Consider the following 25,168-nt stretch of genomic DNA (forward strand, 5'->3'; position numbering starts at 1 on the left):
GGGGGATCAGACGTCGTAGAGGTCGCGCATCGCGGCGTCCACCTCCTTGGTGCTGGTGAAGTCCTCGATCACCCGCACCGGCACCCCTACGTCGCCGAGCGTCCGCGCGATCTCCCGCGACGTCATGATGGCCACCGCCTCGGACGCCTTGCCCTTCGCGGAGATGGTGTCGGTCGCCTCGGTGGTGATGTACCGGCCCCACTTCCAGCGGTCGAGCACCTTGTCCAGCGTCGACTTGAGGAAGAGGCTCGTGCCGACCCCGTTGCCGCACACGGTCAGGATCTTGTGCATGCCGTGCCCGGAGCCCTTGGCGGCGGACTGCTCGGGGGCGGCGTCGGCCGGTGTCGGCGCCGCTGCCGGTGCCGCCGCCGACTCGGGCTCCGGCGTCGTGTCCCCTACGAGGATCTGCCGCAGGGCCTGCGGTGTCGGCGCGTGGTCGAGGGCCGCGGAGGTGTCCGGGTCGGCCAGCAGGCGGGCGAGGGCGCCCATCGCCTGGGTGTGCGCCCCGGCGTCCTCGGCGGCGAGTGCCACCACGAGGTGGACCGGGTCGTTCGTCTCGTGCCCGAAGTTCACCGGAGTCGAGAGCCGGACCCATGACATGCCCGTGCGCCGGACGGCGGGGGAGGGCCGGGAGTGCGCGAAGGCGAAGCCGGGCGCGATGACGATGTAGGGGCCGTTCTCCTCGACGTTGCGGAGCATCTCCTCGGTGTAGGTGTCCGTGCTGACATCCGTGGAGACGAGCAGGTCACCGGCGGTGCGCACGGCGGACTGCCAGTCGGGGGCGGCCACGTCGAGGCGGATGGCCTCGACGGGGATCAGGTCACTCAGTTCACTCATACGAGCAGTGGTCCCGAGCGGCGGTCCCGTGTCAGCACGACACGCCGGGCGAAGACACCTTCGTTATGAGGTTCCTCCGGGGAGGTGTGCGCACACGCGGAGGCGGCCCCGCCGGAGCGGGGCCGCCTGCGTCATGCGTCATCCGTGGGGGCGGAGCCCCACGTTCCCTCAGCGACCGGCGTAGTCGTGGTAGTGGGAGTGGTGCTTCCACGCGCCGACGTTGTGGTGGGCGGCCAGCGAGTTGGAAACGGTGACCCCGTTGCGTCCGCCGACGTTGACGAACTCCTGGCCGGCGATCCCGGCGTGGTCGTACACGTGGCTGCTGTCGTGACGGCTGTGGTCAATGTCGGCGACGGCGGGGCCGGCGGCGAGGAACCCGGCCACCGAGGCGACGGCGACAGCGGCTGCGATGCGACGCACCATGAACTTCTCCTTCTGGGAGGGATCAAACGATCACTTAAAAGATCAGCAGACCGCCGGTGGGTGCGCACCTCGGGGCGTCCACAGGACACCCGCGTGCAGCAACGCGTTCCCCTGCTCGGCCCCATGATCGGCGTGCCGGGTCGACCTGGAGGCCTCTCAGGCCTTCTGTCCGTCGGGTCGGTGGACCGAGCGGACCCGCGCGAAGGTCGGGTCGAAGGCCTCGGCGATCGCTGCCGCCTCGGCGATGTGCTCGCGGACGTCGGGGCGTCGCATGGCCTCCTGGTACTGCTGCTCGCTGTTCCACTGCGCGTAGTTGACGACGCGGCGGCCGTCGAGGCTGATGTGGAGGTTCGCGGAGACGAAGCCGGGCACGGCCAGGAAGACGTCGCGGGTGGCCCGGTCGAGGGCGTCGGCGAGCTCGATCTGTCGTTCCGGCGGGACGGTGAAGACGTTCACCAGCGTGATCAGGTCGGCGTCGGCGGAGATGGTCGTGGTGGGACTGCTCATGGTCGGCGCCTCCGGCGGTAGCGTGCATCCAATGTCAGGACTTTGACATCACGAACGTAGATGCGCCGCACCTGTATGTCAAACTACTGACATGGAAGACCGGAAGCCGGCGCAGCCGCCGCACCCCGCCGACGACGTCACGGACCATGTGGGATACCGCCTCAAGCGCGCCGCCGCGGCCCTTCGCGGCGCCATGGACGCGGCGTTGCGCGAGCACGAGCTGACCGTGCCGCAGTACTCCTGCCTCGAACTTCTCGATGAGCGGCCGGGCCTGTCCAACGCCGAACTCGCCCGCGCCACGTTCGTCACCCGGCAGTCGGTGAACGTCGTCCTGCGCAACCTCCAGGAAGCAGGCCTGGTCTCCCGGCCCGCCACCACCGAACACGGCCGCGCCCTGCCCACCCACCTCACCGCCGATGGGCTCAAGCGGCTCGAGGCGGTCAGATCCGCCGTCTACGACATCGAGCGGCGGATGATCGAGACCATCCCCGAGCGGCGCCTGGCCGCCCTCCTCGCCGACCTCGACCGCATGGCCGACGCCCTCGGCGGCTGACCGGCCGGACCCCCGTGCCGGGCGGCAGCCGCCGGTCATGTCAGCGGGAGGTCAGCAGCCCCCGCCCCCGCAGCACCCGGCGCTCCAGCGGGCTGAAGATCAGCAGGTCGATGGCGATGCCGACCAGGAGGATCAGGAGGATGGCCAGGAACACCTGCGACATGCTGCTGTTGTTGCGGCCGTTCTCCAGCAACTGGCCGAGGCCCACGCCGAGATCGGGTGACGAGGCGATGATCTCGGCGGCCATCAGGGAGCGCCACGAGAAGGCCCAGCCCTGCTTGAGCCCGGCGAGATACCCGGGCAGCGCGCCCGGCATCACGATGTGCCACGCCCCGCGCAGCCCGGTCGCGCCCAGGGTCCGTCCGGCGCGCAGGTACAGCGGCGGGATCTGGTCGACGCCCGCGACGAGGCCGTTGGCGATGGAGGGGACCGCGCCGAGCAGGATCACGGCGTACATCATCGAGTCGTTGAGGCCCAGCCAGATCACGGCGGGCGGCACCCACGCCACGGACGGCAGGGACTGCAGACCCGACAGGATCGGGCCGATGGCCGAGCGCACGAACCGTACGCGGGCCACCAGCAGGCCGAGCGGTGTGCCGATGGCGAGGGCGAGCAGGAAGCCGAACAGGCCGCGTGACACGGACGTCCAGATGGAGTCGAGGAGCGTGCCCTGGAGCCAGGCCGTGCGCACCTCGTCCCACACGTCGGCGGGCGAGGGCAGCTTGTAGTCGGGGACGACCCCCGCCCACACCAGGATCTGCCAGACCACCAGCACCACCGCGACCGCGGTGAGGGGCGGCAGCACCTTGCGGCGCAGTGTCTCGCGCAGCGGCGTACGGACGTGCTGCACCGAGTCCAGCGCGTCGAGCCCGGCCTCCAGGCCCGCCAGATCGCCCGGGCGCCGGGGCTCGCCGGGGGCCGGGGAGCCGTCCTTCTTCGCCTCCTCGTCGAGGGTGACGGTGTGGTCAGTGGCGGCCATGGCGGCGGATCTCCCCACGCAGTTCTTCGGTGATCTCGGCGGACAGTTCGGCGACGGAGGTGTCCTCCAGGCGCCGCGGTCGCGGCAGGTCGACCGTCCATTCCCGGGCGACACGGCCGGGGCGGGACGACAGCAGGACGACGCGCTCGGCCAGGCGCACCGCCTCGCGCACGTTGTGCGTCACGAACAGCACCGACACACCCGTCTCCTGCCAGATGCGGGTGAGCTCGTCGTGCAGCACGTCGCGCGTGATCGCGTCGAGCGCGGCGAACGGCTCGTCCATCAGCAGCAGCCGGCTGTCCTGGGCCAGCGCGCGGGCGAGGGCCACGCGCTGGCGCATGCCGCCGGACAGTTGGTGCACCCGCTTGCCGTGCGCGCCGCTCAGGCGCACGAGGTCGAGCAGCCGCTCCGCCTCGGCGCGCCGCTCCTGCGCGGCGACCCCGCGCAGCTTCAGCGCCAGCTCGATGTTCTTGCCGGCGGTCAGCCACGGGAACAGCGCGTGCTCCTGGAACATCAGGGCGGGCCTGCCGTCCGTGGCGATGGAGCCGGCGGACGGCAGGTCGAGGCCCGCGGCCAGGTTGAGCAGCGTGGACTTTCCGCAGCCCGAGGCCCCCAGGAGGGTGACGAACTCACCCGGCGCGACATCGAGTGTGATGTCGTCCAGGACGAGCTGCTGTCCGCCGGGCGTGCCCGGTGCGGGGAAGGACTTCGAGACGTGCTCGATACGCGCTGCGTGTGTCACCGTCTCGACGGCCTCGGCCGGCTTGGTTGTCGTGGTGGCCATGGGCGTCACCTCCTGAGGGTTCGTCAACTCGTCGACGTGCCCGGTCCGATGGGTTGTTACTTGGCGCCGAGGCCGGCGTCGTCGACCTCGTTCTCGCCCTCGGCCTTGAGGACCTTGTTGAGCGGCTTCAGGTCGTAGATGCCCTTGAGGTCGGGCTGCTCGAGGAGTCCGGACTTCACCGCGTGCTTCGCCTCGGAGTCGAGGGTCGAGGCCAGCGGGTCGTCGAGGAAGTCGATGGACTTCCAGGCCGGGTCGATGACGTTGGCCGGCAGCGCCTTGCCCGAGAGCTTCTGCAGCGCAGCGTTGGCGGAGGCCTTGGCCTTCTCCGGGTTGGCGTTGATCCACTTGTTGGTCTTCACGGAGCCGCGCAGCACGGCCTCGACGACGTCCGGGTGCTCCTTGAGGAACTTCTGCGACACGATGATGTTCGTGATCACGAACTTCTTGTCGGGCCACAGGTCGGCCTCGTCGAGGATGGTCCTGCCGCCCTCGGCGACGAGCTTGGAAGCGGTGGGCTCGGGCACCCAGGCGCCGTCGATGGAGCCGGACTTGTAGGCGTCGGGCGTGATCTTGTTGTCCGTGCGGACGACGGAGACATCGCCCTTGCCGCTCTGGGCGTCGACCTTCCAGCCCTTCTCCGCGATCCAGTTGAGGAACGCGACGTCCTGCGTGTTGCCGAACTGGGGTGTGGCGATCTTCTTGCCCTTGAGGTCGTCCAGGGACTTGATCTTCTTCGGGTTCACGACCAGCTTGACGCCGCCGGAGGCCGAACCGCCGATGATCCGCAGGGACTTGCCCTGGGACTTGGTGTAGCCGTTGATGGAGGGGGAGGGGCCGATCCAGCCGATGTCGATGGACCCGGCGTTCAGCGCCTCGATCTCGGAGGGGCCCGCGTTGAACGTCGACGGCTTGATCTCGGTGCCGCCGAGTTCCTTCTGGAACAGGCCCTTCTGGACGCCCACCAGGGCGGTGCCGTGCGTCAGGTTGGGGAAGTAGCCGATCTTCACCGAGTCGGCGGAGAGCTTCTTGGCGCCCGACGCGGCCTTGGCCTGGTCGCCGCTGTCGTTCGACTGGGACCCGTAGCCGCACGCGGTCAGCAGGAGCGGGAGCGCTGCTACGGCGGCGAGGGTGCGCAGGGTGGTGCGGGGGCGTGCGGCAGACACGGAGGTGTCCTCTCGGGGAATGAGTGCTTCAGGGGAGGCGCGCGGGGCGCCGTGGGGCCGAGGGCCGGCATGTGGCAGGCCCGGGGGCCGTCGTCCAGGGGCGGCCTCGGGCGGCCCGGCGGACAAGGACGGCTCAGGCGGCCCGACAGATGGCGCTGGACGTGCGGCCGAGGTCGATGTGGCGGCGCGAGGTCAGCAGGAGGCGCGACAGGTCCGCGCGGCTGAGCGTACGCATGGCCACCCCCTGACTTCCCCAGTTTTCCTACCTGACAGATAGGGATCGTGGCAGAAGGAAGCGCTCACCCCAAGAGGGTGTTCATCATATGGACGTACGAGTCTCATATTCCGAGAACGCGCAGTTCGGGAACGCTGTGAGAACCCGCGGAAACCCTCAGGCGGGCAGGGCGAACGGAGGCTGCGCGCCGTTGAGGAAGTAGTCGCCGATGTCGCGGAGTTGGTGCCCGAGCGGCTCGTACAGGGTGTGGGTGCGGGCGTTGCGCCAGAAGCGGTCGAAGCCGAGAAGTCCGGAGGCGGCCCGTGGGCCGACGATGTCCAGGGCCCGGGTCGTGGACTCCTGGGCGGCCCGCGACGCGGCGGTTTCCGCCATGGTCACGAGGGCGGCGACCTCCGCGTACTCGTCATAGGCGAGCTCGTCGCCGAGCGCCAGCGCCTCCTGTACGGCTCCCAGCGCCTGGTCGGCGAGCGCCGACGCGGAGCGGATGAGGACGGTGAGCTCCCCGTAGGTGGTCAGCACCTGCGGGTCGTGCGGGCTGCCGACCGGCCACGCCGGATGCAGGGGCGTCTGGCCCGTCCTGCTGTACTCGCGGGCCTCGGCGAGCGTCCCCTCGGCCGTACCCAGCAGGACCTGCACGGAGACGAGGTGGGCGACGGGCGACGCAAGCGCCGTGCGCGGCGGCAGGAAGTCCTCGTCCGCGGAGAGCGGGCCGAGCACCTCGTCGGCGGCGACCGGCACATCGTCGAACTCCACGCTGCCGCCGGCCGCGAGCCGCCGGCCGAAGGTGTCCGCGGCGGCGTCGATCACGACACCGGGACGGTCGGCGTCCACCACGACGGCGAGCGGCGCGCCCGTGTCCGCCCGCACGGCCCGGACGGCGAGCCGGTCGGCGGCCAGGACCCCCGTGGTGTAGTCCTGCCGCCCGTTGAGCACAAGACCGCCGGAGCCCCTGGTCAGTGTCAGCGCGGGTTCCTGGCGGGCGAACCCGCCGCCCCAGCACCACTGCCCGGCCGCGGACCGCTCCTCGATCTGCGCGGCGAGCGCGGGCCCGGCGAAGAACCGGGCGCTGCCCGCCAAGAAGTAGTGACAGCCCAGCAGTTGGCCGATCGCGCCGTCCGCCGCGGCGATCTCGCGGACGACGGCGAGGGCGGCCGCCCAGTCGCCGCCGCCCCCGTCGGCCTCGGTCGACGCCGGGGGCGTCAGCAGCCCCGCCTCGCGCAGCCGGGACACCTCGTCGACGGGGGCCTTGCCCGCCTGCTCCCTGGCGACCGCGTCCGTGGCCAGGTCGTCCGCCACTTCACGGGCCACCCGCAGCCAGTACGGCTGCTCGGAGCCGGTCCGGTCGTGTGCCGAGGTGGTGCGGGGCGGTGCGGTGGCAGGGCCCATCACGGGGATCTCCTCAAGGTCGGTGGCAGGGGGCGGAGCCGGAGCTCTCCTGCCGGTCGGGGCGCTGCTCGGGGACGTACTTGTATCCCACGCGTCGTACGGTGACGATCCGCCCGCGGTGGGCCCTGCCCAGCTTGCGGCGCAGTCGGGCGATGTGGACGTCCACGGTGCGGCCGTCGCCGACGTGGTCGTAACCCCAGACGGCGGTCACCAGCAGCTCGCGCGTCAGCACGTGGTGCGGCCGCTTGACGAGGTGTGCGAGGAGCGCGAACTCCAGGTAGGTGAGGTCGAGTTCACGACCCTCCAGCTCGGCCACGTGCCGCACCGGGTCGATGCGGATGGTGTCGTCGTCCGTGGGCCGCGGGGCGGCCGGCGGCGGGACGGGGATCGCGTCCGCGGGGTCCACCGGCCGGATCTCGGGCCGGGGCCTGCCCTCGGCGAAGAGCTCGGCGGGGTCGGTGCCCTCGGGGACGAGCAGCAGATATCCGACCATCGGTACGGAGGTCCGCCCGCCGGCGGCGCCCTGCGGGGTGTCGCGGACGAGGCTGAGGTGGCGGGCGTCGGAGGGTGGCGCGGTGGCGTGGGTGGTCCGGGTCTGCGGTGCCGTGGTCATGGCGGTTGTCCCTCGTCGGTGTGTCGGGTCACCGGCGCGCTGTGGATGAACGTGCCCTGGTGGCCTGGTAATTGGCGTGCGGAGCGGCACGATCCGGCCGGTGGGCCGGGTGCCTTACGCGCGACAGCACGCGGCGCTGACGACGTGACCAAAGTCGACATGCCGACGACGAACGAGTCGCTGCTGCTTACGGGACATGTGCACCATCCTGTGTGCCCGAGCGGGCCCGGTCAAGGATTTCCTAGTAATTCGGTAGGGAAAGTGGGGAAGGTGTGGCGCAGCTCACCGCTCGCCGCGGATCACGGGGCGCGCGTCGGCCGCCGTCACCTTGCTCAACCAGGCGCGCACGGTGGTGAGTCGACCGCGGAGCCGTTGCAGCGGAGTGGGCGGCAGCGTCCGCGAGTCGCCCCGCGCGTAGTGCCGCTCGACGTAGTACTGCCCCACGCTGAGCACGCTGGTGACCGCGATGTACCAGAGCGTGGCGACCATGAGCAGCGGGATGACCTGGTACGTCTGGTTGTAGATGAGCTGCGCCGAGTACAGCAGGTCGTGCACGGCGAGCACGCTGACGATGCTCGTGCCCTTCAGCGTGCCGATCAGCATGTTCCCCGCGGTCGGCACGATCGAGCGCATCGCCTGCGGGACGACGATCCGGCGCAGCGTGCGGCGCCTGCTCAGGCCGAGCGCCTGGGCGGCCAGGGTCTGCCCGGAGTCCACGGAGAGGATGCCGCCGCGCACCACCTCGGCGGCGTACGCGGTCTCGTGCAGCGTCAGGCCGATCAGGGCGGTGAGGGTCGGGCCGAACAGGTTCACCGTCTTGACCGTGATGAACTCCGGGCCGAACGGGATACCGAGCCCGAGTGTGGGATACAGAGTGCCGATGTTGAACCAGAACAGCAGCTGTACCAGGAGCGGCGTGGACCGGAAGATCCACACGTAGCCCCAACTCAGCGTGCGCAGGACCGGGTTGGCGGACAGTCGCATCGTCGCGAGGACGGTGCCGAGCAGGAATCCGAGCACCATCACGGCGGCGGTCAGCCACACCGTCAGGAGCAGCCCGTCGAGCACCGCGGAGGTGGTGAAGTAGTGGCCCACCACCTCCCACTGGAAGGCGTCGTTGCGGACCACGGAGTTCAGCACCATCGCGAAGACGAGCAGGGCGACCGCGGCGGACGCCCAGCGTCCGAGGTGTCGGCGAGGCACGATCCGGGGCCGGGCGGGGGCGCTCGCCGGCTCCTCGGGCGGTGCGGCGGGGGAGGGTTCTACGTAGGACGACGTGGTGGTCATCGGGGCTCTCCGGGGAGGGAATCGCGGGCAGGGGTGAGATCGCGTCGTCACATGCGCCACGTCCCTCAACGCGGCCGGAGTGGTCACCGCGCACTGCGGGGCCGGTCCACCGTCGATCGTATGCGCCCGCCACGAGGATGTGTCAACAGCGCCCGGACGCGGCCGAGTCGAGGACATCCGCCATCCGGACACCGGCTCGGCGCGGCTTGACGAACAGCTCGATGTGCTGCTCAATTGTCCGCATGACTGCCCAGCGCTTGGTCTCGCGTGACCACATCGACTTCGGTCGGGTGTGGTCCGCGGCGTGTTGCGCCTGACGCGGCAGCGGGCCCTCTGACCGGCCCTTCCCTCCCTCGGTGACCCCGTCGCGGGCCGAGCCCTCTTTTACTGACGCGCGCTGCCGCGAGTCCTCCCTTCACGACTTCTCGTGACTGCTCACGACTTCCCGTGACACCTCACGATGCTCGACGTCGTCACACCTGCCCCGGCCCGTCGCCCTGCTCGCCGACGGGCCGTCATTCGACATGCCTCCGGTGCCCCGCGCACCGTTCGGCACTGCTCGCACACCTGAAAGGCTCCCGACCCGTGAACCTGCCCGGGACCAGAACCCGATCGCGGCTCGCCGCCCTCGTCCTGCTGCCGCTCCTCGCGCTGACCGCCTGCGGCTCGGGAGACACCGACACCGACGGCGCGGCCGGAGCGGGTGCGCAGGCGGCCGCCGCGCCGAGCGGCAACCCGGTCGCCGCCGTCCGCAAGGTGGACTCCGCCGCCAAGCTGCTGCCCGCCGACGTCCGCAAGAAGGGCACGCTGCGCATCGGCAGCTCGACCGGCGGCCCGCCCGCCGCGTACTACCCGAACGGCACCGGCAAGAAGCCCGTGGGCCAGGACATCGACCTCGCCGACGCCGCGGCCAAGGTGCTCGGCATCCAACTCCGGCGCCAGGACGCCTCGTTCGAGACGATCCTCCCGGCCCTGGAGAGCGGCAAGTACGACCTCGGCACCGGCAACTTCGGTGTCACCGGCGAGCGCCTGAAGACCATCGACTTCGTCACCTACATCAACGACGGCCAGGGCTTCGCGGTCAAGACGGGCGACACCTCGTTCGGCAAGAAGATCACCAACCTCGCGCAGCTCTGCGGCCGGAACATCGGCGTCGGCGCGGGCACCACGTTCGAGGCGACCCTCGACGCGGAGAAGGCGCGCTGCACCAAGGCCGGCAAGAAGCCGTACGACGTGCAGGTCTTCTCCGACAACGGCGCCACCCTCACCGCGCTCCAGCAGGGCCGCATCGACGTGATCATGTCGACCATCAACGGCCTGCGCCACCAGGCGAGCAAGTCCGCCTCCCGGACCACCTTCCTCGGCGAGTTCCACCGACTCGACGTCGGCTTCGCCTTCAAGAAGGACTCCCGGCTCACCAAGGCCTTCCAGGCCGCCGTCAACGAGCTGATCAAGGACGGGACGTACGAGCGGATCCTCAAGAAGTGGGGCACATCCGAGTCCGCGATCGAGACGTCACGCATCAACCCGCCCGAGCACACGTGACAACGGGGGGCAAGACACGCCTGCCCGGGTGCGGAAGACCCGCAACGGCCGTCCACGCCCGGGCAGTTCTCGACCCCGCGCCTACTTGGCGATCACCTCGCTCAGCACCGGAGCCGTCGAGCCGGCACCCCACACCAGCCGCACCGCGTCCGCGCTCGTCCCGGCGGGCGTGGGCAGGGTGGTGACGGAGCCGTCGAGCGGGCCGAGGTCCTGCCACGTGCCGTCGACGCGCGCCTGCACCCGTGCCTTCGACGACGTCGCGTCGTCCGGGCGCAGCACCGTCACCGAGGACACGGCGCGCGGAGCCGGGTACGTCACGGTGAGGGCGTCGTCCGAGGCCGGGGCGGAGGCGGCGCGGTAGGTGCTCTCGGGGAGGCCGTCCGCCGCCGCGGCAAGGCTGCTGCCCTCCGTCGCGGCCGGGCCGCCGCTCACCGTCGGGCGGTCCGTGCGCGCCACCGTGAACTCGCGGACGACCAGCCAGTTCGTCTGGTCGGCGCTGGCGCGGGCGCGCACGTACCGGGCGGTCGTGCCGCTCGGCGCGTCCGCCGTCCACGTCGCCCTCCCGCTGAACTCCGCGCCCAGCGCATGCCAGGTCGTGCCGTCCGAGGAGTACTCGAGGACACCCTTGTGCAGGTAGTCCTCGGTGCTGCCGGACTTGCCCATGGCCACCGTCACCGAACCGAGCGGCTGCTCGCCGCCCAGGTCGACACCGACACCCTCGCCCGTCTTCGGCGCCCGGCTGCTCCAGAAGTACGTGGAGTCGTCGCCGTCGGTCATCCGGTCCGCCGTGTTGCCGTTGTAGACCGGCAGCTTCGTCGTGCCGGTCGGCTGCGGCGGCAGGCCGAGATCCTTGTTGGACGTGTCCCGCACCTTCGCGAAGAACGGTTCGAGCACACCCTCGCCGACGACCACCGGCACCTTGTTGCCATTGAGGTCGGTGTACCGGTACGACTTCGCCTTCGCGACCAGGTCGGGCAGCCGCTGACGGAGCGTCCAGGCCGCGTCGGCGTGCCCGGCGCGCTGTTCCTCCAGCATCCGCACCGCCGCGACCCCGGCCGTGCCCCACGCCTCCGCTGAGTCCAGCCACGGCCCGGAGTCCTCGACGAAGCCCTTCTCGACGCCGTCGCGAATCGTCGCCGGCGCGTCCCGCAGCGTCGCGAACGCCGCCGTCAGCCGGGACGCCGGGACGGAACCGTCCCAGTACCCCTTCATCAGCTTCGACAGCTCAGGCGCCTCCACGGAGTCCATCCGCGAGCTGTGGTTGACGTCAGTGAACGCCCGCAGCGCCCGCGCCACCTTGGCGTTCCCGCCGGCCGCCTCCTCGACGGCGGCGCGGTAGGAGGTGTCGGGATCGTACGCCGAGTCGTTCCACGTGTAGTCGGCGACGGTGTGCAGGGCGAGCTTCGAGGCGTACGGCTGGATCATCGGGTTGGCGGTGATCCCGGCCAGCTCCTCGGCAAGCCCCTTCTCGCGTCCGCTGAACGGGCCGAGGAACAGCCGCCCGGTGGCGAAGTCGTTGACGGGATAGTTGTCCCAGGTCAGGATCGCGTGCCCGAAGACCGCCTTGGCGCGCTTCGCCTGGGCCACCGTCATCGTCGGCGCCACGACACCCTCGCCCGTCCACTCGACGAGCACATCCTTGTCGAGCTGCCCGGCGATCGCCGTCTTGTACGGCGTGGAGGTGGTGTTGTAGTACTCCGTCGGCACCATTTGCAGCGGCAGGGCGCCGTCATGGGTCTTGATGAACTGCTGGTTGACCCGGTTGAGCAGATACGCCTGGGCCTGACCGGCAGCGCCGCCGCCGGTGCCCCACTTCGCCTTGTCCGCGTCGCAGTTCCAGTCGGTGTAGCTGATGTCGTCCAGCGGCACCGCGAACTGCCGCACCCCGATGTCCCACAGCGTCCGGAACTTGTCGGTGAGGGCCTTGAGATCGTCGTCGGAGCTGTAACAGACGCTCAGGCCGGGGGAGAGGGCGTAGGTGAACTCGACGTGGTTCGCGCGCGCCCGGTCCACCAACTCCTCGATCTGGTCGAGCTGTTCGGCCGGGTACGGGTCGCGCCACTTGGCTCGTAGATACGGGTCGTCCTTCGGCGAGTACACGTAGATGTTCATCTTGTGCTCGCCGTAGTAGTCGAGCTGATCCAGGCGGGCCTCGTGCGACCACGGGGTGCCGTAGAAGCCCTCGATGACACCGCGCACCGGCGTCGCCGGCCAGTCGCGCACGGCCAGTCCGCGCACGGTGGCGCCGGGAGCCTTGCGGTGCGGCAGCACCTGGCGCAGCGACTGCGCCGCGTAGTACGTCCCGGTCGGATCGGCGCCGGACAGCACGATGCGGCCAGCACCCTTGCCGCCCATGGCGAGGACGTATCCCTCGGCGGCGAGCCCGGCAGGCCCTTCGGTGCGCAGGGCGTCGAGTGCGCCCGCCGAGGCCGGGTTCTCGGACGGCCCGCCGACGTAGACCGCCAGCGAACCGGAGCCCGCGGGAGCCTTCCGCGTGGTGGTGAGATCCCGGGCGCCGGCCGCCTTCAGCGCGGCGGTGGTCAGCCGCACGGCGGCCGGGTCGGACTTCGCGCCGGTGACGACCGTGACGGCGGGGGTGATGGTGACCCGGTCGGAGCGTTGCCGCTCGCTGTGCGGGGCCGGGGTGATGGCGGGCGCGCCGTCATCGGACCCGGACCCCGGTCCGGCGGCGGCCGGGCCCGAGCCGAATGCCAGGGGAGCGGCGGCCAGGGCCGCCACGGCGAGGACGGCGATGAGCGGCGTCCTGCGCGGTCTGTCGGTCCTGCGGGATCCGCCGGTCCTGTGCGACCTGTGCGACCTGTGCAATACGTGCGATCTGTGCTTCGGGCGGAACATGAGTGAACCTCCACGGTGGGCACATGCAACATGCTGTAGCGGACTAGACCACCTTGGTGATGCAGTGTCAATGTTGCGTGAAGAGGCGGGAGTTCAAGCAGTTTCACGCATCGCGATGCTGCTCGGCTCCGCCGACCCCCATCGCGGCGCCGAGCACCAACAGGCCTTGTGCGGTACGCGGGTTGACCCCGGTGAGCGCGTCGACGCGGGACAGGCGGTTGTCGATCGTGTTCGGGTGGACGTGGAGCTGCTGCGCGGTCTGCCGCCGGTTGAAGTCGTTCGCGAAGTAGGCGCCGACCGTCGTCAGCAGGTCCGGCTCGGTGCGCAGCCGCTCCACGAGGGAGCGCAGATGCGGGGCCGCCTCGCTCTCGTGGCGCAGGTGGTAGGCGAAGAGATGGTCGCCGAGCACGGCCACCTCGCCGGGGGCCGCGGCGAGGGGGAGCAGCCGGCGGGCCTGCGCGGCAGCGGACGGGATCCCGGCGTGGTCACCCGCGTACGCGAAGCCGGCGGTCAGGTCGATGCCCGTGGCCTGCCGGACACGTCGCAGCGCGGCGCGTGCCGTCCGCGGACCCTGGTCCGAGCGGTCGGGATCCGTGGGGTCGGGATCCGTGGGGACGAGGACGAGCCCGCCGTCCGGGTCGAGGGCGGCCAGGAGGTCCGCGGCGCCGGCGTCCTCACTGAAGGCGCGCAGTAGTTCGTCGGTGAGCCGGTGCACCTTGCGGCGGCCGGCGAGGCGGCGCCCGAGCGCGTCCCCGATGGACTCCGAGGGGTCCGCGGCGAACCGCAGCGCGAGTACCGCGTAGGAGTCGGCGAGCCGGATGCCGAAACGCGCGGCCGACTCGGTGGCCCGTTCGCCCGCCACCAGCGCCCGCACCGTCGCCCGCCTGGCCTCGCGCTCCTCGCTGCGTGAGGCCTGGAACTCCTGCTGGTGTGCGTCGAGCGCCTCGCGCGTCACATGGCGCAGCCAGCGCAGCAGCACCGCGCCCGCCTCCGGCGGCAGTTCACCGTCGGCGACCTGCGTCAGTTCGTGCCAGATCTCCTCGGCGCACAGGTGGTACGCCTCCATGAAGTGCGCGGCCGGCAGCCCCTCCGCGCCCCGCGCGTGGGCGCGCTCGCGGAACAGCCGCAGCTCCTCGTCGCGCGGCTCACGCAACTCCCGTGCCATGCGGACGTAGAGCCGGGCTCCCTCGCGGCAGGTGTGCGCCATATGACGGTGCAGATGCTCGGTCACGACGCCCTGGTAGTGCGGGGATCCGTCCACGTACCGACGCATGATGCGGTCGGCCACCGCCGGTATCCGCCGCTCCAGCCTGTCCCACAGCCCTTGTGACATGTCACAGGAGGCTAGCCGAAATCTTGGTGACCAAGCGCTTACTCCCGGTGGGCGGCGTCGGCACAGTGGGACCCGTCCGCGGTGGTCCGAGCCACAGGGAGTTGTCCGTTGGTGCCCGAAGTCATGCGTTGCGAGCCGCTGTTCCGGCCGAAGTCCATCGCCGTGGTGGGCGTATCGGCGTCCCAGGAACTGTCATGGGGGCGCATCACCGTCAAGCGACTCCTTTCCGGCGGATACGAGGGTGATGTGTACGCCGTCACCAGGGGAGAGCTGACGCTGCCGGGCGTCCGGACCGTGGGATCGCTCGCGGAGATCGGGCACGGCCCGGACCTGGTCGTGCTCGCGACTCCGGCGGCGACCGTGCCCGGGCTGCTGCGCGAAGCCCGCGAGGCGGGCGCGGGCGCCGCGATCGTCTACGCCTCCGGCTTCGCCGAGGAGGGCGACGAGCGGCTCCAGGACGAACTGCGCGCCGCGGCCGGTGACATGCCGGTGCTCGGCCCCAACTGCCTCGGCCTGGTCAGCCGCCCGGCCGGAGTGCAGGTGTCGACGACGGTGTTCCTGGACCGCGAGCGCGGCGAGCCGGGCCCCGTCGCGATCGTCACCCAGAGCGGCGCGGTCGGCTTCGTCCTCGCCGACCTCCTGGAGCGGGCGGGCCTCGGGTACTCCTACTACGCCAGTGTCGGCAACGAGGCGTGCCTGTCCGTCGGCGAACTCGGCGGCCACCTGCTCGCGCAGCCCGACGTCGAGGTGCTGGTCCTCTACCTGGAGGGGGTCCGCGACGCGGCGGGGCTGCGGGAACTGGGGCGGCGGGCCCGGGAGTCGGGGAAGACCGTCGTCGCGCTGACCGTGGGCCGCAGCGTCGCGGGCCGACGGGCCGCGCTCTCGCACACCGCCGCCGTCGCGGGCGACCACCTGCTGCTCGCGTCGCTGTGCCGGCAGGAGGGCATCCGGCTCGTGACCGACGACGACCAGCTCGTGGACGCGGTGCTGTGCGCCCGCCGGGGCATCCAGCTCCCGCCCGCGCCACGGCTCGCGGTCCTCACCATGTCCGGCGGTGCGGGCGGCGTGCTCGCCGACAACCTGACGGCGATGGGCGTCCGCATCCCCGCGCTGTCCGCCGAGACCCGGCGCCGCCTGGCCGCGATCGGCGGCGTGGAGGCCACCGACGCCAACCCGGTCGACCTCGGCGGCAACCTGTTCCGCTGGATGGACCGCGTCGAGGACCTCCTGGGCGTACTCGACGAGGACCCCGAACTCGACGGCGTTGTCCTGTACTTGACGTTCGGCGACCTGTTCCCGGAGGCCTATCACCGCCTCGCGCGGGCGGCGCAGTCGATGCGCACACCGGCCTGGTTCGTGTGGGCGTGCGCACCGTCCGGCGAACTCGAACGGCTGGGGATGCCGGAGACGGTGGTCGGGAGCATCGGCGGGTTCCTGCGGCGGCTGCGCGTACTGGTCCCGGATGCCGCGCCGCCCAGGGCCGTGCCGCCCGAGCGGCCGGCCGCGACGCGGTGGGCGTGGTCCGAGCTCCGGTCCGCGCCGCTGACCGGGGCCGCGGGCATCGCGCACGTCCCGACCGTGTCCGCCGCCGACGCAGACGGGCTCGTCGCTGAGGTCCGACGCTCCGGGTGGCAGGGCTCCTACGTCCTCAAGGGTGACGCCGCCGACGTACCGCACCGAGCGCGGCACGGCCTCGTACAGGTCGGAGTGGATGAGGGACAACTGGCCGAAAAGGTAGCCGAGTTGGCGCACCGGCTGGAGGCGGAGTCCACCGACCCCGACCGCCGCCTGGTGGCCCAGCCGCTCCTGGAACACACCGCCGAACTGGCACTCGGCGCCACCCATGACCCCGTATACGGCACCGCCCTGCTGCTCGGCGCCGGCGGCGACCGGGCCGAGGACCCCGCGGCACCGCGACGCGGCCTGCTGCTGCCGGCCACCGACGACCAGATCCGCGAACTCGCGGACTGGGCCGCCTTCGCACTCGGCGCGCCCGCGGCGGCGACCGCGCGGGCCGTCACCTCCCTGACCCGGCTGCTGGACGAACACCCCGGCATCGAAGAGGTCGACATCAACCCGCTGTGCGTCGTCGGCGACCGGCTGATCGCCGTCGACGCGCTGATCAGGCACCACGAGGGAGAAGGAGCCCGCAAGTGACCGACGACCTGCTCGAATACGCCGACCGCGTATGGCGCGGCGAGGCAAGCACGAAGGTCTACCACTCCGGCGAGCTGCGCCGCGAAGGACTGCGCGAGGTCGCGGACGGGGTGTGGATGTGGCCGGCCTTCGGCAACGTCTACCTGTTCCCCACCTCCGACGGCCTGTTCTGCTACGACACCGGGGAGAAGCGCACGGCGGACGACCTGCACGCCGCCGTGCGGGCCCGCACCGACGCGCGGCTGCACACCGCCGTGTACTCCCACGGCCACATCGACCACGTCTTCGGAATGGCCCCCTTCGACACCGAGGCCGCCGAGCGCGGCGCGCCCCGCCCCCTGGTCGTCGCCCACGAGAACACCCCGCCGCGCTTCCGCCGCTACGCCGCGACCGCCGGCTACAACGGCGTGATCAACCAACGCCAGTTCCAGCGCCCCGACTTCCGCTGGCCGACCGACTACCGCCACCCCGACGTCACCTACTCCGACCGCACCGACATGCGCGTGGGAGACCTCGACGTACGGCTGCGGCACGCGCGCGGCGAGACCGACGACGCCACCATCGCGTGGCTCCCCGGGCGCGGGATCCTGTGCTGCGGCGACTTCTTCATCTGGTCCTCGCCCAACCCCGGCAACCCGCAGAAGGTCCAGCGGTACGCCCTGGAGTGGGCGCAGGCCCTGCGGTGGATGGCCGGTCTGGGCGCGGAGATCCTGCTGCCCGGCCACGGTGTGCCGATCGTCGGCGCCGAGCGCATCCGCACCGCGCTCAGCGACACCGCCGAGTTCCTGCAGACCCTGCACGACCAGACGCTCGCGGCCATGAACGCCGGGGCCACCCTGGACGAGGTCGTCCACGACGTCACCGCGCCCGCCGAGCTGCTGCGCAAGCCCTACCTCAAGCCGTCGTACGACGAGCCCGAGTTCGTCGTCCGCAACCTCTGGCGGCTGTACGGGGGTTGGTACGACGGCGACCCCTCCCACCTCAAGCCCGCCCGCCGCAGCGAGCTGTCCCGCGAGATCGCGCAGCTGACCGGCGGTGCGGACCGGCTCGCCGAACGGGCCCGCGAACTCCTCGCCCGCGGCGAGCATCGACTGGCCGGCCACTTCGCCCAACTGGCCGCCGACGCCGCGCCCGACGACAAGGACGCACACGCGGCCCGCGCGGAGGTCTTCGCCGCCCTGGAGAAGGCGGCCACGTCGACGATGGCCAAGGGCGTCTACGCCTGGGCCGCCGCCGAGTCCCGCGCCGTCCTCGCGGGCGACGACCTCGAAAGCCAACTGCGCGCGCGGACCGCGGGCCGTACGCGGTGGGCCATTTGACGAAGGAGAGTTGACGTGGACGTCCCCTCCGTACGACCCGCTTCGGAACTCCCCGACTCCGCACAACCCGCTTCGGAGCGAACCGACACACCACCCACAGGACCACCGCTCGCGAATGAGGCACAGGGCGGCAGCCCCCGGCGCGCCTGGCTGGTGACCTTCCTGCTACTGGCCTTCATGCTGATCAACTTCCTCGACAAGGCCGTGCTCGGCCTGGCGGCGAAGCCGATCATGCATGACCTGGGGCTCAGCCCCAGCGAATACGGGCTGCTCTCCAGCGGCTTCTACTTCCTCTTCAGCCTCTCGGCGATCCTCGTCGGCTTCGCCTCCGACCGTGTGCCCACGAAGTGGCTGCTCATGGCGATGGCCGTGGTGTGGGCGCTGACCATGCTGCCGGTCCTCGCCCCCGTCGGATTCGGTGTGCTGCTCGCCGGCCGCGTGGTGCTGGGCGCGGCCGAGGGTCCTGCCAACCCGGTCGCCATGCACGCCGTGCACAAGTGGTTCCCCAACGAGAAGCGGAGCCTGCCCACCGCGCTGCTCAACGTCGGCCCCGGGATCGGGGTGGCACTGGCGTCCCCGTTGCTCGTCGCGGTGATCGCCGCGTTCGGCTGGCGGTGGGCGTTCGTGTCACTGTTCGCGGTCGGTGTGGTGTGGGCGTTGCTGTGGGCGGTCCTCGGCAAGGAGGGAAGTGTCTCCGACACCGGGACGCGGCACGGCAGTGCGGGCCCGGCCGCCGTGGCCGAGGTACCCCGGGTCCCGTACCGCCGCATCCTGCTCAGCGGCACCTGGCTGGGCGGTTTCGTGGGTTCCTTCGCCGCCTACTGGGCGCTGGCGCTGCTGATCGCATGGGTGCCGCCCTACCTGGAGACCGTTCTCGGCTACAGCGCGTCCACCACCGGCACGCTGGTGGTGCTGCCCTGGATCGCCACGGCGGTGTTCAACCTCGGGCAGGGTGTGCTGACGCAGTGGCTGATGCGGCGCGGAGTCTCCAGCCGGATGGCCCGCGGTGTGCTCGGCGGGGTCGGCATCCTCGTCGCGGGCATGGCGATGGTGCTGTTCCCGCTCGCCCCCGAAGGCGGGATCCAACTCGCCCTGCTCACCGTCGCGTTCAGTCTGGGCGGGATCCTCTTCGCCATCGGTGTCACCGTCACCAGCGAGATCACCCCCGCTCGCCAGCGTGGCTCCGTCCTGTCGATGACCGTAGGAATCGTCACGACGGCCGGCCTGCTCGCCCCGTATGTCACCGGACTCGTCGTCGAGGCCGCGCCGGACCCGGCCGCCGGATACGACCTGGCGTTCACCGGGGCCGGAGTGCTCATGCTGGTCGGCGGCCTGCTCGCCGTGATCTTCGTACACCCCGAGCGCGACGCCCGCCGCCTCGGCCGCGCCCGCCCGTGATGCCGCAACTCGTGATGCCTGTGTCCGTGTTGCCCCAACTCCCGTCCGCACAAAGGAGTGTTGACCGTGCTCACCACGAAGCCCGACGACAATCCCCTCCTCGGCTCCCGAGAGGTCGCCGTCGTCGCACCCGGCGTCTACACCATCGGCCTTCAGGGCAACAGCCTCGCCGTGGAGACCGACCAGGGACTGCTGGTCATCGACTCGGGACCCGCCCCGGCCGTCGTCCCCGAGGCCCTGGACCGGCTGCGCGAGCACACGGACGAACCGGTGCGCTGGATCGTCTACAGCCACGGCCACCTCGGCTACAACTACGGAGTCCGAGGCTTCCTCGACGCCGCCGCCGAGCGCGGAGAGCCGCGCCCGACGGTCATCGCCCACGAGAACGTCGTGCGCCGCTACCGCCGCTATCTCGAGACCGCCGGACTGCAGAACCACATCAACACCCGCCAGTTCCGCAAGCCGGCCGAGGCCTTCCCGGCCGTGCCGCCCCTGACCTTCCCCGACGAGACGTACGGCGAGTCCCTCACGCTGGGCAGTGCCGGCCGCACCGTCCGGCTGCTGTGGGCCCCGTCGGAGACCGACGACGTGACCGCCGTGTGGCTGCCGCAGGAGCGGATCCTGTACGGCAGCGCCGCCGTCATCAACGGCATCCCGAACATCGGCACACCGATGCGCACCATGCGGGACACCGTGCGCTGGGCCGACACCCTCGACCGGCTCGCCGCGCTCGAACCCGCCACCCTGATCCCGGAGTTCGGCCCGGTCATCCGCGAGGGCGGCACCGAACAACTCACCGCGACCGCTGCCGCCCTGCGCTGGCTGCGCCGCGCGGTCGTCGACCGCCTCAACGAAGGAATGTGCGTGGACGACATCGTGCACGAACTCGACTACCCCGCCGAGCTGTTCGATGTCCCGTGGATGCGGGAGGCGTACGGCCACCGCGAATACATCGTCCGGGACATCGTGCGCTCCGAGACCGGCTGGTGGGACGGGAACCCGACGACCCTGCACCCCTCGCGGCCCGCGGCCGCCGCCGCTGCCCGCGCGGAGGCGATCACGGACAAGCAGGCGGTCCTCGACCACGCGGCCCGGCTGCGGGACGCGGGCCGGGTGCAGGAGGCCCTGCACGTCGTCGACCTCCTGGCCCTGGCCCCCGGCGACGCCCCCGAACTCGCGGCAGCGCGCGAGCTCAAGAGCGAACTGTGCGCCCTACGGGCGAAGGAGGCCACCAGCTACGTGTCCCGCAGCTTCTACCGGGTCACTGACTGAACCATCTGCTCGGTGGGCAACGGCTCAGCCGAGCGTCAGCCTCACCTGCACCGGCAGATGGTCACTGGGGAACTGGCCGTTCTTCTCATACGTGTTGATGGCCGCGGAGTGCACGGTCACGCCCGGCGTGGCGAGGATCCAGTCGATGCGGTCGCCGTCCGGGACGAGCGGCTTGTAACCGTGGAACGTGGCATAGAGCTTGCTGCGCCGGGCGGCCGCGTCCCAGGTGTCCTTGAGGCCCGTGGCGAGGAGCTGGTCGTAGACCGGGTTGCCGTGCGCGGCCACGTTGAAGTCGCCGGTCATCAGCAGCGGCAGGGACTTGTCGAGCGCCGCGATCCGCGAGGCGATCAGCTCCGCCGACTTCACGCGGGACACCTGGACCTGGTGGTCGAAGTGGGTGTTGAGGACGTAGAACTCCTTGCCGCCCTCGGTGAGGTCGGCGAAGCGCACCCATGTGGCCATCCGGATCACCGAGTTGCCCCAGGTCTTCGAGCCGATCAGCTCCGGGGTGTCGGAGAGCCAGAAGTGGTCGAACTCGACGGGGCGCAGGCGTCGCGTGTCGTAGAAGACGGTGCCGAACTCGTCCCGGCTGCCGCCCGCTCTGCCCGTGCCGATCCAGGCGTAGTGTTCGCCCAAGTCGGCGTGGATGTCCTGGAGTTGGTGGTACAGGCCCTCCTGGGTGCCGATGACGTGCGGCCGTTCGGCGCGGAGCAGCTCGCGCATCACCGGGCGGCGGTCGGCCCAGGAGTGCGGCGAGGTGTCGGAGGCGTAGCGGAGGTTGAACGTCATGACGTGCAGACGCCCTCCGTGGCCCGACGTCCCAGCGGTCGCGGGCGCGGCGGCGGTGGTGGTCACGGCCGCGGCGGCGGGAAGCGCCGCGGCCACGGCGAGTGCGGCACGCAGTCCGTGGCGGCGCGTGAGGCGGGGGTGCTCGGTCATGGGTCCTCCCGGTGCGTCGAAGTCTGGGCAGGGGACCCACGGTGGCGAGCTCGGGTGAGGCGGAGGTGAACGTTCGGCGGCGGTGGATGTGACGTCTGTGGGCCCTTGACTCCTAAGTGCCCAGGGGCTGTTGGCGTGAAGCGGGGGACGGGGAACTATGCGCGGGGCGGGGCGGCCTCGTGGGAGCGGGTGGCCGCCAGGCTGGAGAGGAGCTTGAGGCGCTCCTCGGAGGTGGTGCCGGGTTCGGCCGAGTAGAGCGTCAGATCGTGCACCGCGCGGCTCGCCATCGGCAGATCCAGGGAGAGGTAGGAGAGTTCCAGGTCACCGACGTCGGGGTGGTGCAGCCGCTTGATGCCTTCGTGGCGGATGCGGACGTCGTGGGCGGCCCACTGGGAGCGGAACTCGGGGCTGAGCGTGGACAGTTCACCGATGAGTTCGCGCAGCGCCCGGTCGTGGGGCTCGCGGCCCGCCTCGGCGCGCAGCAGGGCGGTGGTCGCGACGGTGGCGGCGTCCCAGTCGACGAAGAAGTCCTGCGATCCGGGGTCGAGGAAGATGTAGCGGGCGATGTTGGGGCGGCCCTGCTTGTCCGTGGTGGGGCTGGCGAACATCGGCGTGTGCAGGGCGTGGGCCAGCGCGTTGTGGGCGATGACGTCCTGGCGGCCGTTGCGTACGAAGGCCGAGGACATGGTCATCGAGTCGAGCATCCACTGGACGCGCGGCGGCACGGCGACATCCCTGCGGCGGGACGGCGCCCGGTGGGCGGGCTTGGCGGCGCGGGCCAGGTCGAACAGATAGGTGCGCTCGTCCTCGTCCAGTTGCAGGGCCTGTGCGACCGCGGCGAGGACGTCCTCGGAGACGCCGCCGATGTGTCCCTTCTCCAGCCGCGTGTACCACTCGGTGCTGACACCCGCCAGTACGGCGACCTCCTCGCGCCGCAGCCCGGGCACGCGCCGCCGGGTGCTCGTGGGCAGCCCGGCCTGCTCCGGGGTGATCCTGGCGCGTCGACTGGCGAGAAAGTCCCTGATCTCGCCGCGCTGGTCGCTTCGCTCGTCCATGCGTTCCACGGTAACGACGGTCCGCCGCGGAGGGAGGTCGAGCTTGTACCCCCTATAAACGCGACCTTCTCCACCTGCGGAAACACCGGTTTCGTGGGATCAGCACGGCACAGAGGTGCTGCGCACAGGCACCCCACGGATGTACCCCACGGAGTTGATGCATGAGTACGCGAGGAGGAACCCTCCACGCCCCCGCCGACACGCGCCCCGATGCTTTCGAGCAGTCCGCGCCCGCCCGCCTCCCGCTCGTCGTGTACGTGCTGGCGATGGGCACGTTCCTGATGGGCACCACCGAATTCGTGGTGGCCGGGCTGCTGCCCGAGATCGCGGGAGATCTCCAGGTCGGCGTGGCGCGGACGGGGCTCCTGATCACCGTCTTCGCCGTCGGGATGATCGTGGGCGCGCCGCTGATGGCGATGCTCACGCTGCGGCTGCCCAAGCGGCTGACCCTGATGCTGGCCCTGGGTGTCTTCGCCGTGGGCCACGTCGTCGTCGCCCTCGGCTCCAGCTTCCCGCTGCTGCTGGCGGCCCGGTTCCTGACCGCGATCGCCACGGGCGCGTTCTGGGCCGTGGCCAACGTGGCCGCCGCGAACGCCGCGGGACCGGCCGCGAGCGCCCGCGCCCTGGGCCTCGTCGGGGCCGGGGCGATGCTCGCCAACGTCGTCGGAGTGCCGCTGGGCGCGTTCGCCGGACAGGCCATGGGGTGGCGCGGCCCGTTCTGGGCGCTCGCGGCGCTCGCCGCCGCGGCCGTCGTCCTGATCGCCCGCACCGTCCCGCACGACGGCGGGGACCGGCACGCCGGATCGATCCGCTCCGAGCTGTCGGCGCTGCGCTCCGGACGGCTCTGGCTGGTGCTGGCCGCCTGCGCCACCACGACCGGCGGCGTCCTGGCCGCGTACTCGTACATCGCGCCCCTGCTGACCGGCCGGTCAGGGCTCGCCTCCGGGTACGTACCGCTGGTCCTGGTCGGCTTCGGCCTGGGCGCCCTCGTCGGCTCGCTCGTCGGCGGCCGCCTGGGCGACCGCCGCCCCCACGCGGTGACCATCGTCGCCCCGGCCGGGGCGACGCTCCTGCTGCTGGCGATCTGCCTGCTGGCCGGCTCGGCCCCGGCGACGGTCGTGCTGGTCGCCCTGCTGGGCTTCTTCGGCCTCGGCGCCAACCCGGTCCTGATCGCCCTCGCCGTCCGCTACGCCGACCGGGCCCCCGCGCTGGCCTCCGGCCTGACCGTCGCGGCCTTCAACCTCGGCACGGCCGTCGGATCCTGGGCGGCCGGGCTCTCGCTGGACGGCCCGCTCGGCACGACCGGCCCCGCCGTCGTCGGCACGGTCGTCGCCTCGCTGACCCTGATCCCCGCGATCATCATGGGTCTCACGAGGCATCGCCGCCCCATGCCGCGGTACGCGTAGGCACCGAACACGCACCAAGCACACCAAACACACCAAACACCGAACACGGAACGAGGAGATCCACCATGCGTGGAGTAGTGATGCACGACGCCGGCGACGTCCGCGTGGAGGACCGCGAGGACCCGAAGATCATCGAGCCCACCGACGCGATCGTGAAGCTGACAGCGACCTGCATCTGCGGCTCCGACCTGTGGCCCTACCGCGGGATCGAGCCCGTCGACCACACGCTCATGGGACACGAGTACGTGGGTGTGGTCGAGGAGGTCGGTGACGCGGTCGAGACGGTCGCGCCCGGGGACTTCGTCGTCGGTTCGTTCGTCATCTCGGACAACACCTGCGAGATCTGCCGGGCCGGATTCCAGTCCAAGTGCGTGCACGCCGAATTCGTCCACGGCGGCATCGGCACCCAGGCCGAGCGGGCTCGCATCCCGCACGCCGACGGCACCCTCGTCGCCACCCCGGGGCAGCCCGACCCGGAGCTGGTCCCCGCCCTCCTCGCCGCCTCCGACGTGCTGGGCACCGGCTGGTTCGCCGCGGTGGCCGCGGAGGCGGGACCCGGCAAGACCGTCGCGGTCGTCGGTGACGGCGCCGTCGGCCTGATGGCCGTACTGGCCGCCAAGCAGCTCGGCGCCGAACGGATCATCGCGATGTCCCGGCACCCGGAGCGGCAGAAGCTGGCCCGCTACTACGGGGCGACCGACATCGTCGAGGAGCGCGGCGACGAGGGCGTGGCGAAGATCAAGGAACTCACCGACGGCCTCGGCGCGCACTCCGTCGTCGAGGCGGTCGGCACGCAGGAGTCCTTCATGCAGGCCGTGGGCGCCACCCGCGGCGGCGGCCACCTGGGCTACGTCGGCGTCAACCACGACGTCCAGATCCCCGGCATCCAGCTCTTCTTCGCCGGTATCCACACCCTCGGCGGACCCGCCCCCGTGCGCCGCTTCCTTCCCGAACTGATCCAGCTGATCTGGGACCGGAAGATCGACCCCGGCAAGGTCTTCGACCTCACGCTGCCGCTGGAGCAGGCCCCCGAGGGCTACAAGGCGATGGACGAGCGACGGGCCACGAAGGTCCTGCTTACGCTGTGACCCCCTACGGAACGCTGTGACCACCAACGGACG

At 71.4% G+C, this 25,168-nt stretch carries 22 protein-coding genes; 8 read left to right on the plus strand and 14 right to left on the minus strand.

Annotated elements, in window-relative coordinates; all coding sequences use genetic code 11:
• Nucleotides 1-6: 6 nt before the first annotated feature.
• From ACOKM3_RS37960 to ACOKM3_RS37970, 3 genes are all read right to left on the minus strand, one after another.
• Nucleotides 7-837, minus strand: coding sequence for a PTS sugar transporter subunit IIA (locus ACOKM3_RS37960; RefSeq protein WP_426905807.1), 831 nt, complete (start codon nucleotides 835-837; stop codon nucleotides 7-9).
• Between the two features lie 168 nt (nucleotides 838-1,005).
• Complete coding sequence (locus ACOKM3_RS37965; RefSeq protein WP_426905808.1) at nucleotides 1,006-1,260, minus strand: hypothetical protein; 255 nt, start codon at nucleotides 1,258-1,260, stop codon at nucleotides 1,006-1,008.
• A 156-nt stretch (nucleotides 1,261-1,416) separates the two neighbouring features.
• Entirely contained in the window at nucleotides 1,417-1,767 is a 351-nt protein-coding gene (locus tag ACOKM3_RS37970) for an antibiotic biosynthesis monooxygenase family protein (RefSeq protein ID WP_426905809.1), read from the minus strand.
• 91 nt (nucleotides 1,768-1,858) lie between these two features.
• On the opposite strand from ACOKM3_RS37970, the gene ACOKM3_RS37975 reads away from it, so the two are divergent.
• The gene (locus tag ACOKM3_RS37975) at nucleotides 1,859-2,320 is read left to right on the plus strand and encodes a MarR family winged helix-turn-helix transcriptional regulator (RefSeq protein WP_426905810.1); all 462 of its coding nucleotides are present in this window, start codon (nucleotides 1,859-1,861) and stop codon (nucleotides 2,318-2,320) included.
• Nucleotides 2,321-2,360: 40 nt separating this feature from the next.
• On the opposite strand, the gene ACOKM3_RS37980 is transcribed toward ACOKM3_RS37975, so the two are convergent.
• The 7 genes from ACOKM3_RS37980 to ACOKM3_RS38010 all read right to left on the minus strand — a co-directional run bounded on the left by ACOKM3_RS37980 (nucleotide 2,361) and on the right by ACOKM3_RS38010 (nucleotide 8,767).
• Nucleotides 2,361-3,299 (minus strand): ABC transporter permease, encoded by a 939-nt coding sequence (locus tag ACOKM3_RS37980; protein ID WP_426905811.1) that lies wholly within the window; start codon nucleotides 3,297-3,299, stop codon nucleotides 2,361-2,363.
• Complete coding sequence (locus ACOKM3_RS37985) at nucleotides 3,286-4,083, minus strand: ABC transporter ATP-binding protein (protein WP_426905812.1); 798 nt, start codon at nucleotides 4,081-4,083, stop codon at nucleotides 3,286-3,288. Before ACOKM3_RS37985 ends, ACOKM3_RS37980 begins: the two co-directional genes overlap by 14 nt.
• A gap of 56 nt (nucleotides 4,084-4,139) precedes the next feature.
• Complete coding sequence (locus ACOKM3_RS37990) at nucleotides 4,140-5,246, minus strand: ABC transporter substrate-binding protein (RefSeq protein ID WP_426905813.1); 1,107 nt, start codon at nucleotides 5,244-5,246, stop codon at nucleotides 4,140-4,142.
• Between the two features lie 133 nt (nucleotides 5,247-5,379).
• The gene (locus ACOKM3_RS37995; protein ID WP_323179740.1) at nucleotides 5,380-5,481 is read right to left on the minus strand and encodes a putative leader peptide; all 102 of its coding nucleotides are present in this window, start codon (nucleotides 5,479-5,481) and stop codon (nucleotides 5,380-5,382) included.
• Nucleotides 5,482-5,637: 156 nt separating this feature from the next.
• Nucleotides 5,638-6,867, minus strand: coding sequence for an acyl-CoA dehydrogenase family protein (locus ACOKM3_RS38000; protein ID WP_426905814.1), 1,230 nt, complete (start codon nucleotides 6,865-6,867; stop codon nucleotides 5,638-5,640).
• A 13-nt stretch (nucleotides 6,868-6,880) separates the two neighbouring features.
• On the minus strand, nucleotides 6,881-7,480 hold the full coding sequence (locus ACOKM3_RS38005; RefSeq protein ID WP_426905815.1) for a winged helix-turn-helix domain-containing protein: 600 nt from the start codon (nucleotides 7,478-7,480) through the stop codon (nucleotides 6,881-6,883).
• 282 nt (nucleotides 7,481-7,762) lie between these two features.
• Nucleotides 7,763-8,767 (minus strand): amino acid ABC transporter permease, encoded by a 1,005-nt coding sequence (locus tag ACOKM3_RS38010; protein WP_426905816.1) that lies wholly within the window; start codon nucleotides 8,765-8,767, stop codon nucleotides 7,763-7,765.
• 585 nt (nucleotides 8,768-9,352) lie between these two features.
• On the opposite strand from ACOKM3_RS38010, the gene ACOKM3_RS38015 reads away from it, so the two are divergent.
• A complete protein-coding gene (locus ACOKM3_RS38015) occupies nucleotides 9,353-10,312 on the plus strand; it encodes an ABC transporter substrate-binding protein (RefSeq protein WP_426905817.1) in 960 nt (319 codons plus the stop codon).
• An 81-nt stretch (nucleotides 10,313-10,393) separates the two neighbouring features.
• Here the strand turns inward: ACOKM3_RS38015 and ACOKM3_RS38020 are convergent, their stop codons facing one another.
• Nucleotides 10,394-13,168, minus strand: a complete 2,775-nt coding sequence (locus tag ACOKM3_RS38020; protein ID WP_426905818.1) for a beta-N-acetylglucosaminidase domain-containing protein — start codon at nucleotides 13,166-13,168, stop codon at nucleotides 10,394-10,396.
• 103 nt (nucleotides 13,169-13,271) lie between these two features.
• Nucleotides 13,272-14,501, minus strand: a complete 1,230-nt coding sequence (locus ACOKM3_RS38025; protein WP_426905819.1) for a PucR family transcriptional regulator — start codon at nucleotides 14,499-14,501, stop codon at nucleotides 13,272-13,274.
• 111 nt (nucleotides 14,502-14,612) lie between these two features.
• Between ACOKM3_RS38025 and ACOKM3_RS38030 the strand changes: the two genes are divergently transcribed.
• From ACOKM3_RS38030 to ACOKM3_RS38045, 4 genes are all read left to right on the plus strand, one after another.
• The gene (locus tag ACOKM3_RS38030) at nucleotides 14,613-16,658 is read left to right on the plus strand and encodes an acetate--CoA ligase family protein (RefSeq protein WP_426905820.1); all 2,046 of its coding nucleotides are present in this window, start codon (nucleotides 14,613-14,615) and stop codon (nucleotides 16,656-16,658) included.
• The gene (locus ACOKM3_RS38035; protein WP_426905821.1) at nucleotides 16,655-17,977 is read left to right on the plus strand and encodes an alkyl sulfatase dimerization domain-containing protein; all 1,323 of its coding nucleotides are present in this window, start codon (nucleotides 16,655-16,657) and stop codon (nucleotides 17,975-17,977) included. The genes ACOKM3_RS38030 and ACOKM3_RS38035 overlap by 4 nt, the downstream gene beginning before the upstream one ends.
• Nucleotides 17,978-17,992: 15 nt before the next feature.
• Nucleotides 17,993-19,375, plus strand: coding sequence for an MFS transporter (locus tag ACOKM3_RS38040; RefSeq protein WP_426905822.1), 1,383 nt, complete (start codon nucleotides 17,993-17,995; stop codon nucleotides 19,373-19,375).
• A gap of 66 nt (nucleotides 19,376-19,441) precedes the next feature.
• Nucleotides 19,442-20,647 (plus strand): alkyl sulfatase dimerization domain-containing protein, encoded by a 1,206-nt coding sequence (locus tag ACOKM3_RS38045; protein ID WP_426905823.1) that lies wholly within the window; start codon nucleotides 19,442-19,444, stop codon nucleotides 20,645-20,647.
• A gap of 24 nt (nucleotides 20,648-20,671) precedes the next feature.
• Here the strand turns inward: ACOKM3_RS38045 and ACOKM3_RS38050 are convergent, their stop codons facing one another.
• Nucleotides 20,672-21,586, minus strand: coding sequence for an endonuclease/exonuclease/phosphatase family protein (locus tag ACOKM3_RS38050; protein WP_426905824.1), 915 nt, complete (start codon nucleotides 21,584-21,586; stop codon nucleotides 20,672-20,674).
• 155 nt (nucleotides 21,587-21,741) lie between these two features.
• A complete protein-coding gene (locus tag ACOKM3_RS38055; protein WP_426905825.1) occupies nucleotides 21,742-22,641 on the minus strand; it encodes a helix-turn-helix transcriptional regulator in 900 nt (299 codons plus the stop codon).
• Nucleotides 22,642-22,802: 161 nt separating this feature from the next.
• Here ACOKM3_RS38055 and ACOKM3_RS38060 point away from each other — a divergent pair, with 161 nt between their 5' ends.
• Together ACOKM3_RS38060 and ACOKM3_RS38065 are read left to right on the plus strand one after the other, a co-directional pair.
• Complete coding sequence (locus ACOKM3_RS38060; protein WP_426905826.1) at nucleotides 22,803-24,047, plus strand: MFS transporter; 1,245 nt, start codon at nucleotides 22,803-22,805, stop codon at nucleotides 24,045-24,047.
• Between the two features lie 65 nt (nucleotides 24,048-24,112).
• A complete protein-coding gene (locus ACOKM3_RS38065; protein ID WP_426905827.1) occupies nucleotides 24,113-25,135 on the plus strand; it encodes a zinc-dependent alcohol dehydrogenase family protein in 1,023 nt (340 codons plus the stop codon).
• Nucleotides 25,136-25,168: the final 33 nt, after the last annotated feature.

The organism is Streptomyces nidicola, from assembly GCF_050106155.1.
Taxonomy (GTDB): domain Bacteria; phylum Actinomycetota; class Actinomycetes; order Streptomycetales; family Streptomycetaceae; genus Streptomyces.